The 15,038-nt window shown below is 36.7% G+C and carries 15 protein-coding genes and 5 tRNA genes; 3 read left to right on the forward strand and 17 right to left on the reverse strand.

The features are described from left to right. Window positions 1-345 precede the first annotated feature (345 nt). Window positions 346-1,044, reverse strand: coding sequence for an anti-sigma factor domain-containing protein (locus H4J75_RS17750; RefSeq protein WP_182222842.1), 699 nt, complete (start codon window positions 1,042-1,044; stop codon window positions 346-348). After that, window positions 1,041-1,571 (reverse strand): sigma-70 family RNA polymerase sigma factor, encoded by a 531-nt coding sequence (locus tag H4J75_RS17755; protein ID WP_182218111.1) that lies wholly within the window; start codon window positions 1,569-1,571, stop codon window positions 1,041-1,043. The genes H4J75_RS17750 and H4J75_RS17755 overlap by 4 nt, the downstream gene beginning before the upstream one ends. A gap of 305 nt (window positions 1,572-1,876) precedes the next feature. Here H4J75_RS17755 and H4J75_RS17760 point away from each other — a divergent pair, with 305 nt between their 5' ends. The 3 genes from H4J75_RS17760 to H4J75_RS20300 all read left to right on the forward strand — a co-directional run bounded on the left by H4J75_RS17760 (window position 1,877) and on the right by H4J75_RS20300 (window position 3,965). Then, a complete protein-coding gene (locus H4J75_RS17760; protein WP_182222843.1) occupies window positions 1,877-2,128 on the forward strand; it encodes a hypothetical protein in 252 nt (83 codons plus the stop codon). 380 nt (window positions 2,129-2,508) lie between these two features. Further along, window positions 2,509-3,225, forward strand: a complete 717-nt coding sequence (locus H4J75_RS20295) for a PEP-CTERM sorting domain-containing protein (RefSeq protein WP_259366425.1) — start codon at window positions 2,509-2,511, stop codon at window positions 3,223-3,225. A 41-nt stretch (window positions 3,226-3,266) separates the two neighbouring features. Continuing rightward, window positions 3,267-3,965 carry a PEP-CTERM sorting domain-containing protein gene (locus H4J75_RS20300; protein WP_259366426.1) on the forward strand — a complete coding sequence of 233 codons (699 nt, stop codon included), beginning with the start codon at window positions 3,267-3,269 and terminating at the stop codon, window positions 3,963-3,965. 948 nt (window positions 3,966-4,913) lie between these two features. On the opposite strand, the gene H4J75_RS17775 is transcribed toward H4J75_RS20300, so the two are convergent. The 15 genes from H4J75_RS17775 to tolA form a co-directional block, all read right to left on the reverse strand. Beyond that, window positions 4,914-5,633: a hypothetical protein gene (locus H4J75_RS17775; protein ID WP_182222844.1), complete on the reverse strand. Its 720-nt coding sequence runs from the start codon at window positions 5,631-5,633 to the stop codon at window positions 4,914-4,916. Between the two features lie 111 nt (window positions 5,634-5,744). Then, window positions 5,745-6,326, reverse strand: a complete 582-nt coding sequence (locus H4J75_RS17780) for a hypothetical protein (RefSeq protein ID WP_182222845.1) — start codon at window positions 6,324-6,326, stop codon at window positions 5,745-5,747. An 82-nt stretch (window positions 6,327-6,408) separates the two neighbouring features. Next, the gene (locus tag H4J75_RS17785) at window positions 6,409-6,942 is read right to left on the reverse strand and encodes a hypothetical protein (RefSeq protein WP_182222846.1); all 534 of its coding nucleotides are present in this window, start codon (window positions 6,940-6,942) and stop codon (window positions 6,409-6,411) included. Window positions 6,943-7,081: 139 nt separating this feature from the next. Next, window positions 7,082-7,591 carry a hypothetical protein gene (locus H4J75_RS17790; protein ID WP_182222847.1) on the reverse strand — a complete coding sequence of 170 codons (510 nt, stop codon included), beginning with the start codon at window positions 7,589-7,591 and terminating at the stop codon, window positions 7,082-7,084. Window positions 7,592-7,701: 110 nt separating this feature from the next. After that, a complete protein-coding gene (locus H4J75_RS17795) occupies window positions 7,702-8,382 on the reverse strand; it encodes a hypothetical protein (RefSeq protein ID WP_182222848.1) in 681 nt (226 codons plus the stop codon). A gap of 555 nt (window positions 8,383-8,937) precedes the next feature. After that, window positions 8,938-9,027, reverse strand: a tRNA-Ser gene (locus H4J75_RS17800). 260 nt (window positions 9,028-9,287) lie between these two features. Next, the gene (gene nadA, locus H4J75_RS17805) at window positions 9,288-10,331 is read right to left on the reverse strand and encodes a quinolinate synthase NadA (RefSeq protein WP_182222849.1); all 1,044 of its coding nucleotides are present in this window, start codon (window positions 10,329-10,331) and stop codon (window positions 9,288-9,290) included. Between the two features lie 525 nt (window positions 10,332-10,856). Beyond that, window positions 10,857-10,932: transfer RNA gene (locus tag H4J75_RS17810), tRNA-Lys, on the reverse strand. Between the two features lie 203 nt (window positions 10,933-11,135). Next, window positions 11,136-11,211, reverse strand: a tRNA-Lys gene (locus H4J75_RS17815). Between the two features lie 90 nt (window positions 11,212-11,301). Beyond that, window positions 11,302-11,377 (reverse strand) — tRNA-Lys (locus tag H4J75_RS17820). Between the two features lie 83 nt (window positions 11,378-11,460). Next, window positions 11,461-11,536, reverse strand: a tRNA-Lys gene (locus H4J75_RS17825). A gap of 162 nt (window positions 11,537-11,698) precedes the next feature. Next, a complete protein-coding gene (gene ybgF, locus H4J75_RS17830) occupies window positions 11,699-12,511 on the reverse strand; it encodes a tol-pal system protein YbgF (protein WP_182218107.1) in 813 nt (270 codons plus the stop codon). Window positions 12,512-12,523: 12 nt separating this feature from the next. Further along, window positions 12,524-13,069 (reverse strand): peptidoglycan-associated lipoprotein Pal, encoded by a 546-nt coding sequence (gene pal / locus H4J75_RS17835; protein ID WP_070376300.1) that lies wholly within the window; start codon window positions 13,067-13,069, stop codon window positions 12,524-12,526. A gap of 52 nt (window positions 13,070-13,121) precedes the next feature. Further along, window positions 13,122-14,468, reverse strand: a complete 1,347-nt coding sequence (gene tolB / locus H4J75_RS17840; RefSeq protein WP_182218105.1) for a Tol-Pal system beta propeller repeat protein TolB — start codon at window positions 14,466-14,468, stop codon at window positions 13,122-13,124. 56 nt (window positions 14,469-14,524) lie between these two features. Beyond that, on the reverse strand, window positions 14,525-15,038 hold a 514-nt coding region (gene tolA, locus H4J75_RS17845; RefSeq protein ID WP_182222850.1), incomplete at its 5' end, for a cell envelope integrity protein TolA.

The raw sequence follows: 15,038 nt of genomic DNA on the forward strand, positions 1-15,038 counted from the left end.
GCTCATTAAGTTAAACGATCGAGATTATGAATTGGATGCAAGAAAAATAACTTATTTACAAATTAATAATTATTCAGCCGAACCATAGTTTCAAATCGTGTTATTTTTACTTTTTATATTGGATAGCGTTGTTGCACTTTTTTTAGGTCATGTCGCCTTAGTCAACTTAATCAACAACAGCTAAGGTAAGCCTAGGTCATAAAATTATAGAATGTCTATTATTTGTCATTTAATATAAACAATATATTTACAAATTATTGACTTTTGTCAGCATAAAACAACAGATAAAAAAAAACGAAACTGTCGTTTCGCTTTTTAATATTCGCAGTAAAAGCTAAAGAGTAACTAAAGAATAACCAGTTCTGAAGTATATAAGACAGTGGTTGGTGAACCATTCGGTGAACCACCTAATGGCTCTAAGCTAACCGCTAAAGCCGCAATCTCAATCTGATCAAATAACTGAGGTTTACTTAAAACTAACTTACCACTTTTAGGTAGCAAGCCTAAAGAAATCGGAGGCCGACCGTCTGCTGCCACTATCCATAACTGATAATCAGCATCTGACTTAGCGATTAACTTCTTGGTCGCTTGCACGCTAATAGTGTCTGCACCAATTTCTAGCGCCCATAATAAGTCGGCTTGTTCATTACTCATTAAAGCAAGTTGTTGAACCTCAGGCTGAAGTGGTGGTTGAAAGCTAAATAACAACACAGCAAGTACTATCGCAGCCGCTGAAGCTAAACCCGCAATACCTTGCCAAACTCGAGGCTTAGACTTAGTTATTGCCACAACATTACTTTTTATAGGCTCAGCTACAAATCCTAATTGATCTTCGATACGCAGCCAAACAGCTATGTCTGGGGTAACCGGTGGAATTTTTTGCCCTAAGCCGTTGAGGTGCTGCTCCCATGTTTGGGTTGCATCACTGATCAGTGGAAATTGCATCATCAATTTTTGAAAGCGCTGACGAGCAGGGCCACGTAGAGTACCCAGCACATATTCTGCTGCAAGGGCGTTTTTGAGGTTTTCAGATTGATAATTCATGGTGTTAAGCAACTCTGTAAGCTCATAAGACCACGTCTTATCCAGCTTTTAATTGTACCCAAAGGGTTATTTAGGTGTTTAACCACCTCTTGATGAGAACAGCCATTGAAGTAGGCCAAATAAATAGCTTGTCGTTGTTGAAGATCTAACTGCTGTAAACATTTGTCGAGTAAGAGTTGTTCTGAATCACTTATTTTCTCACTAGTATCAAGATCAAAACTTTCATTCTCAATGAGTTCATCCTCTTTTCTAATTTTATGATAACGTAAAATGTCTAGTGCGCGATAACGCACTATGCTGACCATCCAAGTCAACACTGTGCCTTTACCCGTTCTATATTCAGACGCGTTATGCCAAATGCGGACATAAGCCTCTTGCAGAGCTTCTTCGGCTAATTCTTTCCTAGATAACATTTTTAGACAGACTGCATAGAGCTGTTTACTGGTCGCTTGATAAAGTTTCGAAAACGCTTGTTTATCACCTTGGGCTGACGCGCCAAGTAACGCTAAGTGCTGTTCATGTTCCATTATTTATTGCTCTTTTTTTAAGGAAAATTACATATACTCAAAGATAGTAACCTAAACAATGGTGATTTATCTACAATCCTCTTACTAATAATTTTGAACAAAAGTCTAATAAACATAAATAATTTATCACCTATATCAGCATGAATATTGAGGAGATTAATTTATAGGAAGATAGGTAAATATAAGATGGGGTTATATTTTAATGTGTTGGTGAGCGAGAAAGGCTAATTCAATCGGCTATTTTAGAGTTAAGTAATGGTAAAGCGCCCAAACGAAAGATTATACTTTCCAGTCGAGAAATAGGTATGTTAAATGCTTTAGCAGCACTAATTGATGATAAAGGAATACCAATACCGGAATCAGAAATAAAAGCTAACGCATTGCTTTCAGGGAAAAGTTATATTCATGTAGATGATTGGCGTACTGAAGTATATCAACTACTTGATACTGATAAGTTAGACGTACAGGCAAAACAGAAAGCCTTCAAACGTGCTAGAGAGAAACTTGAGAAAGAAAAAGTACTGATAGTTACTGAAGATTACTATTGTTTGAGCTGATCTTTACATGTTCTATTAGAAGTACATACAAGTCACTTCCCTAAGGGATCTGTACTTGTATGTCCGGTATAACCAGAAAACGATAAATTGTCCAATTTGAGCAGTCAGACTTCTTTTAACTATCAGTTTGGATAACATCAACTATTTATCAATACAGCAATAAATTTATTGTATGAAAATCAACCTGTTATTACGCTATTTGTGTCGGGTTACTTTACAGTAGTGTCTTAATAGAAATTTAGTAAAACCCACAATCCTTTGATATTGTTTAAGTTTTTCATTTTGGTGTATTTTTTGCTGTGTAAATTCAAAGATTGTAATGTCTATATTTTACAATCACCTATCAAAATTAATGGACAAGCATTAAAGGGAATTACTTCATGACAAATATTTTCACAAAACTTTCTACATTAGCGTCGATAACCGTCTTAATTTTACTGGCGAATACGGCAAATGCGACGTTAATTAAAGTTTCAGCAGATTTTACTTCTCCCCCAAACTGCCTTTCTTTAGATTTAACTGAAGTTAAAGACTGCGCCCAGTATAAATATGATATTAGTAGTGGTTTTTCTGTAATTATTGAATTCGAAGAAACCGTTGTACCATCCAGTACGTGGATAGATGGCACACTCGGCGCTGTGATGGCCGTTTCTTATTCTTATCGTTCCTTAGTTAAATCTGTTGAGTTAACCATTGGTGGTTTTCAAAAGAACTGGTCATACGAAAATGTCCTGTCGGGCGAGGCAGGTCTAACTGATGTTTTACCCGAAGATACTTATTCCCAGGGGGAGTCGCTTAGACTAAGTGATAATAATACTGTTGGAGGTTTAACAACTTCTTTTCACCTTACTTTGGGGTATGATGGCATTGACACGGTTAACGGCAGCAGTTTAGATTTTGACATCAGCTCAAATTTATTGGCTAATGGGGGATTTGGGCTGGGGTTTTTCGATAGAGATAATGACTTGAGAGCGGATTACTTTGGAAGAGTTAAATCTTTAAGTGTAGTTAATGTTCCTGAACCACCAACCCTTGCCATCTTCGCATTAGGAATGATTGGTTTGGCATCGCGTAGATTAAAGAAACAATCTCAATAATAATATTTAATTTATTGAAAAAGGATTAAAAGGGAAATTAATTGAAAAATAAATATATTACATTATCTGCAATTTGCTTGTTTGTTTCGCTAAGTATGCTTCTAAATATTGCTAATGCAACACTCATAAAAAATAATGATGTTATAACAGATACTTCTACTAACATGCAGTGGATGACATGGACTAGCACAAATGGAATGTCAGAGAGTTTTTTGACTGAGAAGATTACTAATAAAGACAATAATAAATACTATGGTTGGAAAATTGCTTCAGAATTTGATTTGAGAAACTTAGTTAATAATTATTTTAATATAACTTTAAACTCCAGCTCACAAACGCCACAAACAGTTAATTTCAATCAAGTCGACAACCCCAAAATCGAATCATTTATTGATCTTTTTGGTGATACTTCTGTCTTCTATAATGAACAAATTTTAAATAACAAAATTCAAGATGGTCACATCGGTTACTCTTGGGGCTATGCAAAAAATGAAGATAGCAGTTGGGCAAGTTTTTTTATTAGTGATGGGCAAGTCAATTATAAAGACTATGAAGGAAACAATATTATCAGTGATTCTGCTGACAGTATTAGTTTAAGAAACTCTGTTGGTGGGTTTGTTGGGACTCCAGCGGAGAGTATTGTCTTAGTAAGAGCTGTTGACGTCCCAGAACCATCAACACTAGCTATCTTCGTCCTCGGTATTATTGGTCTAGCGTCACTTAGATTTAAAAAGCAATAACCTAAAGAGTTAAATACCAGAAAGCACCATTCGTTAAGTTTGGTGTTTTTTTGTTTCTGCTACTTAATAGTTATGTGTTGAGTGGTGTACGTTAAAATAACTACGCTAGATGACTTTAAAAGTACTTTATTCCTTTTTACTGTCACCCTATTGTAACTAGGGGGGGACTTCCATTACCTATATGGCCTAAAGGAAGTACATGTTTGATAAAAAATGTAGACGTTTTTCAACATAGCGAGTGTGAGTGGGTTGATGTACTTAATTGGGGATATGCCTAATTAGCCGTTATTTTTCAATAAAAAAACTTGAAGATTCAGCTAGTATCCGCCAACCCGTAAACCCTTAACACGACCTGTCGTAACATGAGCAGAAATTGAGCAAATTAACCTACGTAACAAATGAGCTTGCGAAGCAAGTGAATGCAGTAAGTAGTTAATGAAGCGAAATCTTCTGTGAAATGGTGCGTAAAGGGTAGTGTTAAAAAGCCAAATGCTAATGAAAAAAAATAAAAAATTATACTTACTACTTTGCATATCAGCTGTTAACGGTCGCTTAACTACTGGTAAAGATGGGGTCATGCTTGTACTAGAAGTTACTGTCACATGCTAACCCGTAGTTGTCGGTCTGGTAATCGATAACCCTCTATACACTTAGATAAACTAACCGTTAACTATTAACACTAGCTATTGGCGGTTCTCATATCTACGGGTATATGTGCGATATATCTTACAGCATGAGTAGCTACCTTCTAGACCCGTGGTTAAGCTAATTGCTAAAAGCTGATATTAGCTGCTAACGGAACCCATAACTACGTAAAATGCCCGCCCTCTTGACCGACCATAAACACCTAACGCCACTAAGAGGCAAATAATAGTTAGTTAAAATAAGCGACGACGGAGTAAATAGCCAACTATTATTTGTTCGTTTAAGCAACTTGTTAACCCTTTTTTAGGCTGGGAGCATAAATTCTATTTCTTCACTATCGTGACTTTGTGTGATTGCAGGAGCTACATTTTCAAAGTGAGATAAAAATGCAGTCGCCTCTGTTGAGGCTGCCTGTATATGATCACTAATATATGGGAATAAAGCTATTCCTGCATTAATAGCCAAAGACACAAAGTTTATAAAAATATCCTCGTTGGTTAAACCAACTGCTGCAGCATCAGCTTCAAATTGATCTGCATTGAGATAATCACGAATCAAGTCTCTTGCACTACTTCTTAACCTAGATTGGCTTCTAGACATATCTAAAAGTAGTGATAAATCCCCCCAAGAAATACCAACATCAAAGAAACCACCTCCTCCTTCATTTGGATTTGTGGGGAAGTTTACATAAAAATATTTGGTTGTATCTGTAGGAGAAGATGAATTCTGAACATGATAATTATAAATAGTTCTAATTCGGTTAGCATTGTTATGGTGTCTTGCATTCCGAATGGCAAGTATTGCACATAGCTCTGGGGTTGCATACCAATCAACTGGTGAATCAAGTTCCTGTTGCATTAGGTCGTATAGATTAGAAAAAGAATTCAGCATAGCGTTTACGGACGTTTCGATATTCCCGACAGCTTCCGGTCTATCTATAGTAATTAATTGGCCTAATTTAAATTGAGCTTCGATAAGGACTCTAAAAGTTTGTGCTAGGTCTTCAAATGAATGGCTCAGCATGATACATCTCCGTTTTATGCTTAAAAGGGTTAAAGCCCAAATAACAGACTAAAAATTATTGATTAAAATAGCGAGGAAAAACAGCCAGCTGTTTGTGTCCGTTTGACTGCTTTATATGGCTTTAAATAACCCTGTTTCGGTTTGCAATATGTCATTATTCAATACTGATTCTAAATGTTTTAATGAAGAAACAATGAAATGACACTTATGTTGCTTTAGACTCAATGGATGATTATCCAATAACTTTGATATGTCATATGGTAGCTTAAAACTCCTACCACCATCTTCATCGATATCCCCATAATCAAGATCAGCTTCTTTATAGAAATCTTTGCTGTGAGCAACTTCATTTCTAAGTTTTATTAAACCAATTAAAGTTTGGTAAATTGGACTTTCATTATCAGTAATAACCTTACCTGATGATAACAAGAAGCCTAATGCATCTAACTTCTTCCCTAAATTCATTGAAAGAAATGCAGTTGCATGACGTTTATGATCACCTTTTGGAAATAATTGAAAAGCCCAAGAGATTATTCCCTCATTGAGCAAGCTTTCTAATGAGGCTGCGGCAACTAATATAAAGGAATACTTGTTGGAGTTGAACAGGACATCATTATCTTCTGTATGTTCAAGAAGATACTCAGCTGATTCGATTAATCCTTTCGATGAACTAAAGGTAAAGTGTGTTTCCATAACTCCGATGCTTCCTTGCCTTATAACGGCCCATTAAGAGCCAGCTGTTATCTATCCTGCTTTAATGACTTATAGCAATACTTTAACCACGTTCATTAATTGCACCTAAAAAGGCGGCACTAAGATGTTTTGACAGAGTAAAAATACCATAGTGTCTTTTTCCACTTACTTTTAAAAGAAGGTCCTTTTTGGCAAATACCTCTAACTGGTTTTTGGTAATTGTTATACCAAAAGTTTCGTGTACTGTACCACCCGAGATAACTTCTCGATCAATTTTTACAAAGTCAAATTTTGTTCCTTTTGTATCAAGAACATTATTGATGAAGTACCAGTCAGAAGCCATTAACGTCATATAAAGCTGAATAAACACTAATTTATTTTTTGAATCATAGTTTGCTCTGTAAGAGTGAGTGACACCGTTATATCCATTATCAAATTCACCTAAGTATTTTGCAGTAGATAGCCAACCTGTCTTTTCAAAATCATCATATTTATATGTAATGAGCTTATTGACACTCTGTTCGTTTTTAGCTGGTTGATGGAATCCAGTAACAGAGGCACACCCAGTGAGAATCAATAGAAACAACATTATTGTTAATTTAGATAATGAATTCATAACATCCTTATTACTTTATTCAATGATTGAGGTATTGCTAAAATCTCGTTACGAGGCAATAAAATAGTTTGTTAAAATAAGCTACGAAGGAGCAAAAACCAACTTTTTTTTGTCCTTGTTTAATTTCTTTAGGTATTACTTAAAAACCCAACTCGTCTTTTGATACATCGGGTTTATCTAAGCCGTAATAACCAATTGAAAAAATTGTATCCATACTATACGAGGAGGGTATGGCAGATAAAGTTATCGTTACAGAGTTATCCTGTTTCCACTGCATATAAGTAACGCCGGTAGTTCCTTGTTTAACGTATTCACCAAATAATGTATTTAACTTAACTAGTAATAAAGAAAACTGGTCACCGTTAAAATAGACTGCGACACCATTCAATCTTTTTTCAGAATCAAAGGAAAAATTAATTTTTGAATTTTTATCTCGATTTAAACCTAAAACTTTACGATTATCTTCAACGACTAGCTGAGTAATATCACCATAATGCTCTTCTTTGGCAGACGGAAATACTTTCTTAATATCATCTACCGATTGCCCCCAAATAGTATCAAAAACCCCATTACCAAATACTTTGGATATTTCCCCAGCAGACACATTAAATTGAATAATAGTTAATATAAAAAATAGCAGTGATTTCATGCTTCAACTCTCCTTGTAATACCGACACCCCACTAAGAGGCAAATAATAGTTAGTTAAAATAAGCGACGACGGAGTAAATAGCCAACTGTTATTTGTCCTGCTTAATTGCTTAAGTATTCTTTGCTAGAAATTTTAACAGAATACTCTGGGTATAAGAAAGCATTTCCATACGCTGTTCACTTGTAGTGCTTTTTGCTTCCGCCCAACGTCCATGCCTTACAGGATTAGCAAAACTTGTTATCTTTTTATCGACATCTTCACGGTTAGTACCAAGGTCTTTATGCAAATCCAACCAACCTTTGGATCCTTGCCCTGTACTATATGATTTGGTTATTGCTTCTAATGCTCTATAACAATAAAAAGCACAATCCATAGTATCAGTGATAGCTCTCATGTAATCTCGTAAAGCCATTCTGAAGTAAACATTCTTACCAGAATACAATAAAGAATCTTGAAATACTTTAGGTTGTTCAAATTCATTTTTTGTATCAGCTTTAACACCAAACACTATACCCTTGTCTTGTTCATCAGAACTAAACACTGTGATAATCTCTACTGAGTAGCCACAATTTAAAGAGAAACCTAAAGCACTAACAATCATTTGAGCATTATGCTCAACCGTTAATTTTGCACTTACAATGTCATTAATTGAGGTATCTAATATTGCATTTAATTGCCCAGCATCACACGTGATTTTTAAATAACCGTGTTGCTTCATATCCATTGCTATTTCGCTAAACTGAACAGCGGCTCTTTCTGGGAGGACTTTGCCGGAAATAAAATACTTCATCCTGAATACCTAACGGCTTATTAGACGGGCAAAAACCTGTTTTTCTACAGGAAATTAACAGTCTAAATTTTTATAATAGAAATAAAATTTACCTTTAAATTCTCAGTATATCAAGCGTTTAATATTTTCCTTTAATGAGTTTTTGAAGGAAGCATGTTTTTATCTCGTATTCTCGGGTGAAAGTGTGCAAAAAGCATAAGAAAATATATGGCAATTTATTTGTAGCCAATGTCTTAATGCACACCAAAGAGACCATATATAATATTAGTGGCAAACCTACTGTTATGCAGTGGTCACAGTAAATATTGTTAGGTGACAGTGTTAGATGATAATGATTGGCAGTTCTGATGAAATTTGGTGGCACAACTCATGTGATTGTCTACTTTACCTGCAACCTGATATAAAGTTATGGGGTTCTGTTCGAAGAACAGGTTCGATTAATTTTATATCAGGTATATTTTTATTGTAACGTGAGTATTTGACGGTCTTCCTGACGGTTCAGAAAGCAATGGACATAAAAAAGCCCCTGCAAAACAGAGGCTTAGCTATAAAATGTGGCGGTGAGCGAGAGATTCGAACTCTCGAAAGGGATAAACCTTTACACGCTTTCCAGGCGTGCGCCTTCAGCCACTCGGCCAGCTCACCAATTTTTTCACTAACAGGCTAATTTTTATTGAGATGGATTAGCATGCTAATTTTATCTATTAAAGACATTTTAAAACAAGTCTTGACTCGCTACTCAGAGAATCGACTGCGTAAAAAATAACTTTGTAAACACTTTAAACTTATAGACATGCCATAAAATAAAGTTGCGCTATGGTAGGTAAATTTAATAGCCAACACAACTTAATTTTAATAAAAAGAGGCCAACTGATTACTTTACCAGCAAAAAATCACCTTAATGGTTATTTACTGGCTAAAGCTTTGTTGAACGTTAGCATGCGATCCAATGACTGCAATGCACCATCGCGAAGTTTCATGTCTACAAACACTTCTCTGCCTAATGGATTAAGCAATGCTTCTTCTATCTCTTTTAAACCGTTCATTGCCATCCATGGGCAATGGGCACAACTTTTACAGGTTGCGCCTTCCCCCGCGGTTGGTGCCTCAAAGAATTCTTTATCTGGGCATAACTGCTGCATTTTATAGAAAATACCACGGTCTGTTGCGACGATAAACTTTTTATTGGGCATCACTTGAGCAGCTTTAATTAGCTGGCTGGTTGAACCAACAGCATCAGCAAGCTCAATAACATCTGCAGGAGACTCTGGGTGCACCAAAATGGCAGCATCTGGATGCAAAGCCTTCATATCCTTTAACGCTTTGCTTTTAAATTCATCATGAACGATACAAGCACCCTGCCACATTAACATTTCGGCACCCGTTTGCTTTTGAATGTATGCGCCTAAATGACGGTCAGGTCCCCAAAGAATTTTTTCACCTTGCTCATCAAGGTGTTCAATAATTTCTAATGCACAAGAAGAGGTAACGATCCAATCCGCTCTAGCTTTTACCGCAGTTGAAGTATTCGCATACACAACAACAGTTCGGTCAGGGTGCTGATCACAAAAAGCAGAGAACTCTTCAATAGGACAGCCCAAGTCTAATGAACAGGTTGCTTCGAGTGTTGGCATAACCACGGTCTTTTCAGGCGTCAATACTTTCGCGGTTTCGCCCATAAAACGAACACCAGCAATAATTAACGTTGTTGCTGGATGATTGTTGCCAAAGCGCGCCATTTCTAAAGAGTCGGCGACACAGCCACCCGTTTCTTCAGCTAAAGCCTGAATTTCGGGATCGGTATAATAATGAGCAATAAGTACCGCATTTTTCTCTTTCAATAAAGTTTTAATACGATCTTTATACTGGCTACGTTCATTATCTGAAAGTGGAGCTGGTTTCGCTGGAAATTGAAAATCAAATTCTACGGCTAAATTACTTTGCGACATTATTTATCTCTGATTATCTCTTTAAATACCACGCAATTATACGATATAGATATCGCGATGTGTATAAGACTTTTAACTATTAAAGATTAAAACAAGATAATACAGGATGGTATTTTATTGAGCATGTAGCTTTTGAATAAGATATTAATTAAGGATCGTCTTGAAGTTAAGCGTTTATCTTAAGGACTTACTTTAAGCAGTGTTTGGCCATAAAAGATTTGCCCCTTGGAATCAACCGGCTTAACGGTTAAAAGCCTCAGCTTTAGTTTTTGTACTACCTGACTTATAAATTTAGAAATTAACTATTTAAGAAGTGGTCGGCCGTGAAGGGGTTAAACCTTCGAGTTAATCGGCTTAACGGTTAAAAGCCTCAGCTTTAGTTTTTGTACTATCTGACTTATAAATTTAGAAATAATTATTTTAGAAGTGGTCGGCCGTGAAGGGTTTAAACCTTCGAGTTAATCGGCTTAACGGTTAAAAGCCTCGGCTTTGGTATTTGTACTATCTGACTTAAGAATTAAGAAGTGGTCGGCCGTGAAGGATTTGAACCTTCGACAAATTGGTTAAAAGCCAACTGCTCTACCAACTGAGCTAACGGCCGACATATAAACTGTGGTGTTGATAATCATCATCAACTAATGCAAAAATCACTAACATGCTAATTTTGCATTGAACTTGTTAAGAAAGAAGTGGTCGGCCGTGAGGGATTTTAACCTTCGAGCTAATCGGCTTAACTGTTAAAAGCCTCGGCTTTTTGTTGTTTGCTATCTGACTTATAAATTTGGAAATTAACTATTTTAGAAGTGGTCGGCCGTGAAGGATTTGAACCTTCGACAAATTGGTTAAAAGCCAACTGCTCTACCAACTGAGCTAACGGCCGACATATAAACTGTGGTGTTGAGAATCATCATCAACTAATGCAAAAATCACTAATATACTAATATTGCATTGTACTTGTTAAGAAAGAAGTTGGTCGGCCGTGAAGGATTTGAACCTTCGACAAATTGGTTAAAAGCCAACTGCTCTACCAACTGAGCTAACGGCCGCCATATTTTCTTTTTTTCGAAATGAATTTCGAATCTTACAAGGTGCTTCTTTTTCTTTATAAGAAATAAACATTATAAAGAAGTGGTCGGCCGTGAAGGATTTGAACCTTCGACAAATTGGTTAAAAGCCAACTGCTCTACCAACTGAGCTAACGGCCGACATAAGTGCTAATTCACACTGCGTTGCACTAGTGCCTCAACGCGACGCATATAATACTCATAATTTTTTTTAGTGCAACCTTAAATTCAACTTATTTCTTATTAATTGACTACTTGCATAAAAAGAAGGCAGTTAGTGTAAGTTATCGTCGCTTTTATTGGTTATAAATTTTCTAACCTAGGTTTTGCTAGTTGAGCCGCACTTGAATCTGGGTATTGTGCGAGAACTTTCTGATACCAAATTTTTGCTGCTGCGTTATTATTTAGCTTTTGTTCAACCATCGCCAACTTCAACATTGCATCGCTTCGCTTGTTTGAGTCGAGGTATTGTTCAACCACTAAATTAAATTCATTTTTTGCTTTGGTGTATTCAGTTTTATTAAATAATAGCTGTCCTAACCAATAATGTGCGTTGGGTGCATAACTAGAATTTGGGAACTTTCGATTAAACGCTTGAAATTCAGGGATCGCTTTATCGTATTGTTTGTCTTTTAAAACTAAATTTACCGCGCTGTCATATGCTTGGTTTTCAGTTAAATTCGTTGAATAATTTATTGAAGCGTCTGAAGAGGCTTTTGCTGGGGCTATAATCGCCGCAGGAACGTTATTCTCAGGTTTTAATGCTTCTGTTACCCTACGGTCAAGCTCTTGATATAACTCACGCTGTCGATTCAAAACTTGACTAAGCTGATGAGTATGTAATTCAGTAACACCACGTAATTCATTCACTTCATTTTGAAGTTCATCAAGCTGTCGCTGCACCTTGACTTGGGCACGATTACGAGCATCAAGTTTACGTTCAAGATTAACCAACTTCTCAGCCATTGTCTCTGGTACTGAAGAATTGTATTGCGAAGGGCTACTTTTAATTGCACCCGTCTTGGTTATATCTATAACGGGAGCAGATTCTGCTGCCACTACCGCAAGGGTAGTAACAGCAAAGGACATCCCGAATAAAAATTTATTCAGTTTCATTTCTATCCTTGATTAGTAAACTAATACCGCACGACGATTTTTAGCAAATGCGTTTTCACTACGGTCTTTAATCATTGGCTTTTCTTCACCGTAGCTAACAACACTTAGCTGTGCAGATGAAACACCCATATTTTCTAAATAAGTTACTACCGCTTTGGCACGACGTTCGCCTAAAGCAATGTTGTATTCAGGCGTACCACGTTCATCGGCATGACCTTCAACTAAAACTTTCATGCTTGAGCTTTTGTTTAAAAATTTAGCATGTGCATCTAAAATAGCAGAAAATTCAGTGCTAACTGTAGAGGTGTCAAAATCAAAATAAACGATGTGCTCAGCACGAAGTTTTTCTAATGCTTGACGTTGTTGCTCTTCAATTTCAGCGGCACGTTGTACGGCGCTTACTTGAACATCAGCAGTATTATTTTCAATTACTGAAGACTCTTGAGCATTAGTCGCTACATTGCTTTGTTCATCAGTTTCTGAATTTGAACTACAAGCAGATAAAGCCAAAATTGGCAAAGCAATCGCAAGAGCTTTCACAGTTTTATTCAAACGCATTATAATTGTCCTTATTTTTCTAAAGTTATGTTTTAAATTAATGTTTAATTTTTTATAAAAATGGTGACCAAGCAGGTGCTTTTACTTCACCATCAGCCGCGGGTAAGCGCGCTTTAAATCTTCCATCTACAGATACTAAACTAAGCACTTGCCTATTATTGTGTAAAGTACTGTAGATTATCATGCCACCATTTGGAGCTATGCTCGGCGACTCATCTAAACGTGTTTTAGTCAGAACTTGAAAAATTCCTGACGCCAACTCTTGTTTAGCTAAATGATAATTCCCTCGTGTTCTGTTCACCATAATTAGTTGGCGACCGTCAGGTGTAATTGAACCACCAAGGTTCATTTCACCATCAAAGGTGAGTCGTTTAACACGACCATCGACTAAATTTACGCGATAAAGCTGAGGTTTACCACCCCGTTCTGAACTAAATACTAATGATTTTCCATCAGGGCTCCAACTTGGCTCTGCATCTATCGCTCGATGACGGGTGATACGACGTAGTTTTCTTGTTGCTACTTCCATAACATAGAGCTCTGAATTGCCATCTTTAGATAACATCATCGCAAGTTGATTACCATCGGGTGACCAACGTGGCGCACTATTTATACCAGGGTGATCGCTGATCATAGTACGCTTTCCGGTATAAATATCTATAATATATATTTTTTGTTGGTTATTCTCAAATGTCGAGTACGCTAACTGATTGCCACTTGGATGCCATGAAGGTGACATTAACGGCTCTTTAGAACTCAACAAAACGTGCTCATTAACACCGTCATAATCAGCCATCACTAACTGAAAAGGAAATTCACCTTGGTCTCGCACTATCACATAAGCAATTTTGGTTAAAAATGCACCTTTACTGCCGGTTAACTTTTCATAAATAACATTACTGATGTGATGTCCATAACGACGAAATTGGTCAGCATTAATCTCAAAAGCACCCTCAGCATAAATATGATCAGAAGTTTGAACCAATTCTCCATTGCTTAGCATTTGCGATTGTCCACCGGTGATTTGCCCGCGAATAACATCAACCAGCTGGTAGCTTATTTTGTAACGACTAATACCTATTTGATTAATTTCTCCAACAACAACCGCTTCAACGCCCTCATTTGCCCAAGCTGAATAATCAATGTCTTGATCAGAAAATGGTGTTTGTGGAAAACGATTATTTTTTATCGGGTTAAATTTACCGCTGCGCAATAAGTCTTCACCAATAATAGACGATATATTTTCTGGGAGTGGCTCTAGTCCTGTCCATTTAAAAGGTACAACAGCGATAGGTCTAGCGCTATCAATACCCTCGGTAATGACAATCTCAAGCGTTGCAAATGCACTATTTGAAATCAGTACGATAAAGAAAATGAAGGCTACTTTAAATTTATTCATATATTTTACTATTTTCTCAGTCATGGGTTATTTTTCATTGAATATAAACTGAACCATTAAAATTCAGGCACCACTGTTAGGCTAATCGTACGCATTTCTTTAAATACTTCGGGGTCTTTAGACACAGGTAATGTCCCTGCTTTATAAATAGCCGTCTTTGAAGCGCTACAAACTACTTGGTCCCCTTTGCCAATAACAACGTTGGTTACAAAACCTGATGGTGCAAGACTTATGGTTAATTTACAAGACTTACCTTCCATAGTGCTGCGGTCGGTGATCAAGTTTCCTTGAATGGTTTGCCTTATAAGGGCGGTAAACCGACCAACCTCACTCATTGTTTGCTGATATCGGGCTTGTTGTCTAACCGCCATTTCTTCAGCCATTTGTTGCTCTAACATTTCTTGCTGTCGAGCACGCTCTTGAGCTTCTTGCTCTTTACGTTTACGCTCTGCTGCTTTTTTCTTGAGTAAATCATCGGCTTTTTTGGCTGCTATTTCTTCTTTTAAGCGCTTAGCTTTTGCATCAGCCGTCGCTTGTTCTGCGATTTTTTGTTCTTCTTCTTTTTGTTTG

This window comes from Colwellia sp. BRX10-1 (genome assembly GCF_014077545.1).
Lineage (GTDB): Bacteria > Pseudomonadota > Gammaproteobacteria > Enterobacterales > Alteromonadaceae > Colwellia_A.

What these genes read in the sequence shown, in the direction of transcription:
- H4J75_RS17750 (WP_182222842.1), bottom strand. Translation starts at nt 1,044, where the DNA reads ATGAATTATCAATCTGAAAACCTCAAAAACGCCCTTGCAGCAGAATAT.
- H4J75_RS17755 (WP_182218111.1), bottom strand. Translation starts at nt 1,571, where the DNA reads ATGGAACATGAACAGCACTTAGCGTTACTTGGCGCGTCAGCCCAAGGT.
- H4J75_RS17760 (WP_182222843.1), top strand. Translation starts at nt 1,877, where the DNA reads ATGTTAAATGCTTTAGCAGCACTAATTGATGATAAAGGAATACCAATA.
- H4J75_RS20295 (WP_259366425.1), top strand. Translation starts at nt 2,509, where the DNA reads ATGACAAATATTTTCACAAAACTTTCTACATTAGCGTCGATAACCGTC.
- H4J75_RS17775 (WP_182222844.1), bottom strand. Translation starts at nt 5,633, where the DNA reads ATGCTGAGCCATTCATTTGAAGACCTAGCACAAACTTTTAGAGTCCTT.
- H4J75_RS17780 (WP_182222845.1), bottom strand. Translation starts at nt 6,326, where the DNA reads ATGGAAACACACTTTACCTTTAGTTCATCGAAAGGATTAATCGAATCA.
- H4J75_RS17785 (WP_182222846.1), bottom strand. Translation starts at nt 6,942, where the DNA reads ATGAATTCATTATCTAAATTAACAATAATGTTGTTTCTATTGATTCTC.
- H4J75_RS17790 (WP_182222847.1), bottom strand. Translation starts at nt 7,591, where the DNA reads ATGAAATCACTGCTATTTTTTATATTAACTATTATTCAATTTAATGTG.
- H4J75_RS17795 (WP_182222848.1), bottom strand. Translation starts at nt 8,382, where the DNA reads ATGAAGTATTTTATTTCCGGCAAAGTCCTCCCAGAAAGAGCCGCTGTT.
- nadA (WP_182222849.1), bottom strand. Translation starts at nt 10,331, where the DNA reads ATGTCGCAAAGTAATTTAGCCGTAGAATTTGATTTTCAATTTCCAGCG.
- ybgF (WP_182218107.1), bottom strand. Translation starts at nt 12,511, where the DNA reads ATGAAACTGAATAAATTTTTATTCGGGATGTCCTTTGCTGTTACTACC.
- pal (WP_070376300.1), bottom strand. Translation starts at nt 13,069, where the DNA reads ATGCGTTTGAATAAAACTGTGAAAGCTCTTGCGATTGCTTTGCCAATT.
- tolB (WP_182218105.1), bottom strand. Translation starts at nt 14,468, where the DNA reads ATGAATAAATTTAAAGTAGCCTTCATTTTCTTTATCGTACTGATTTCA.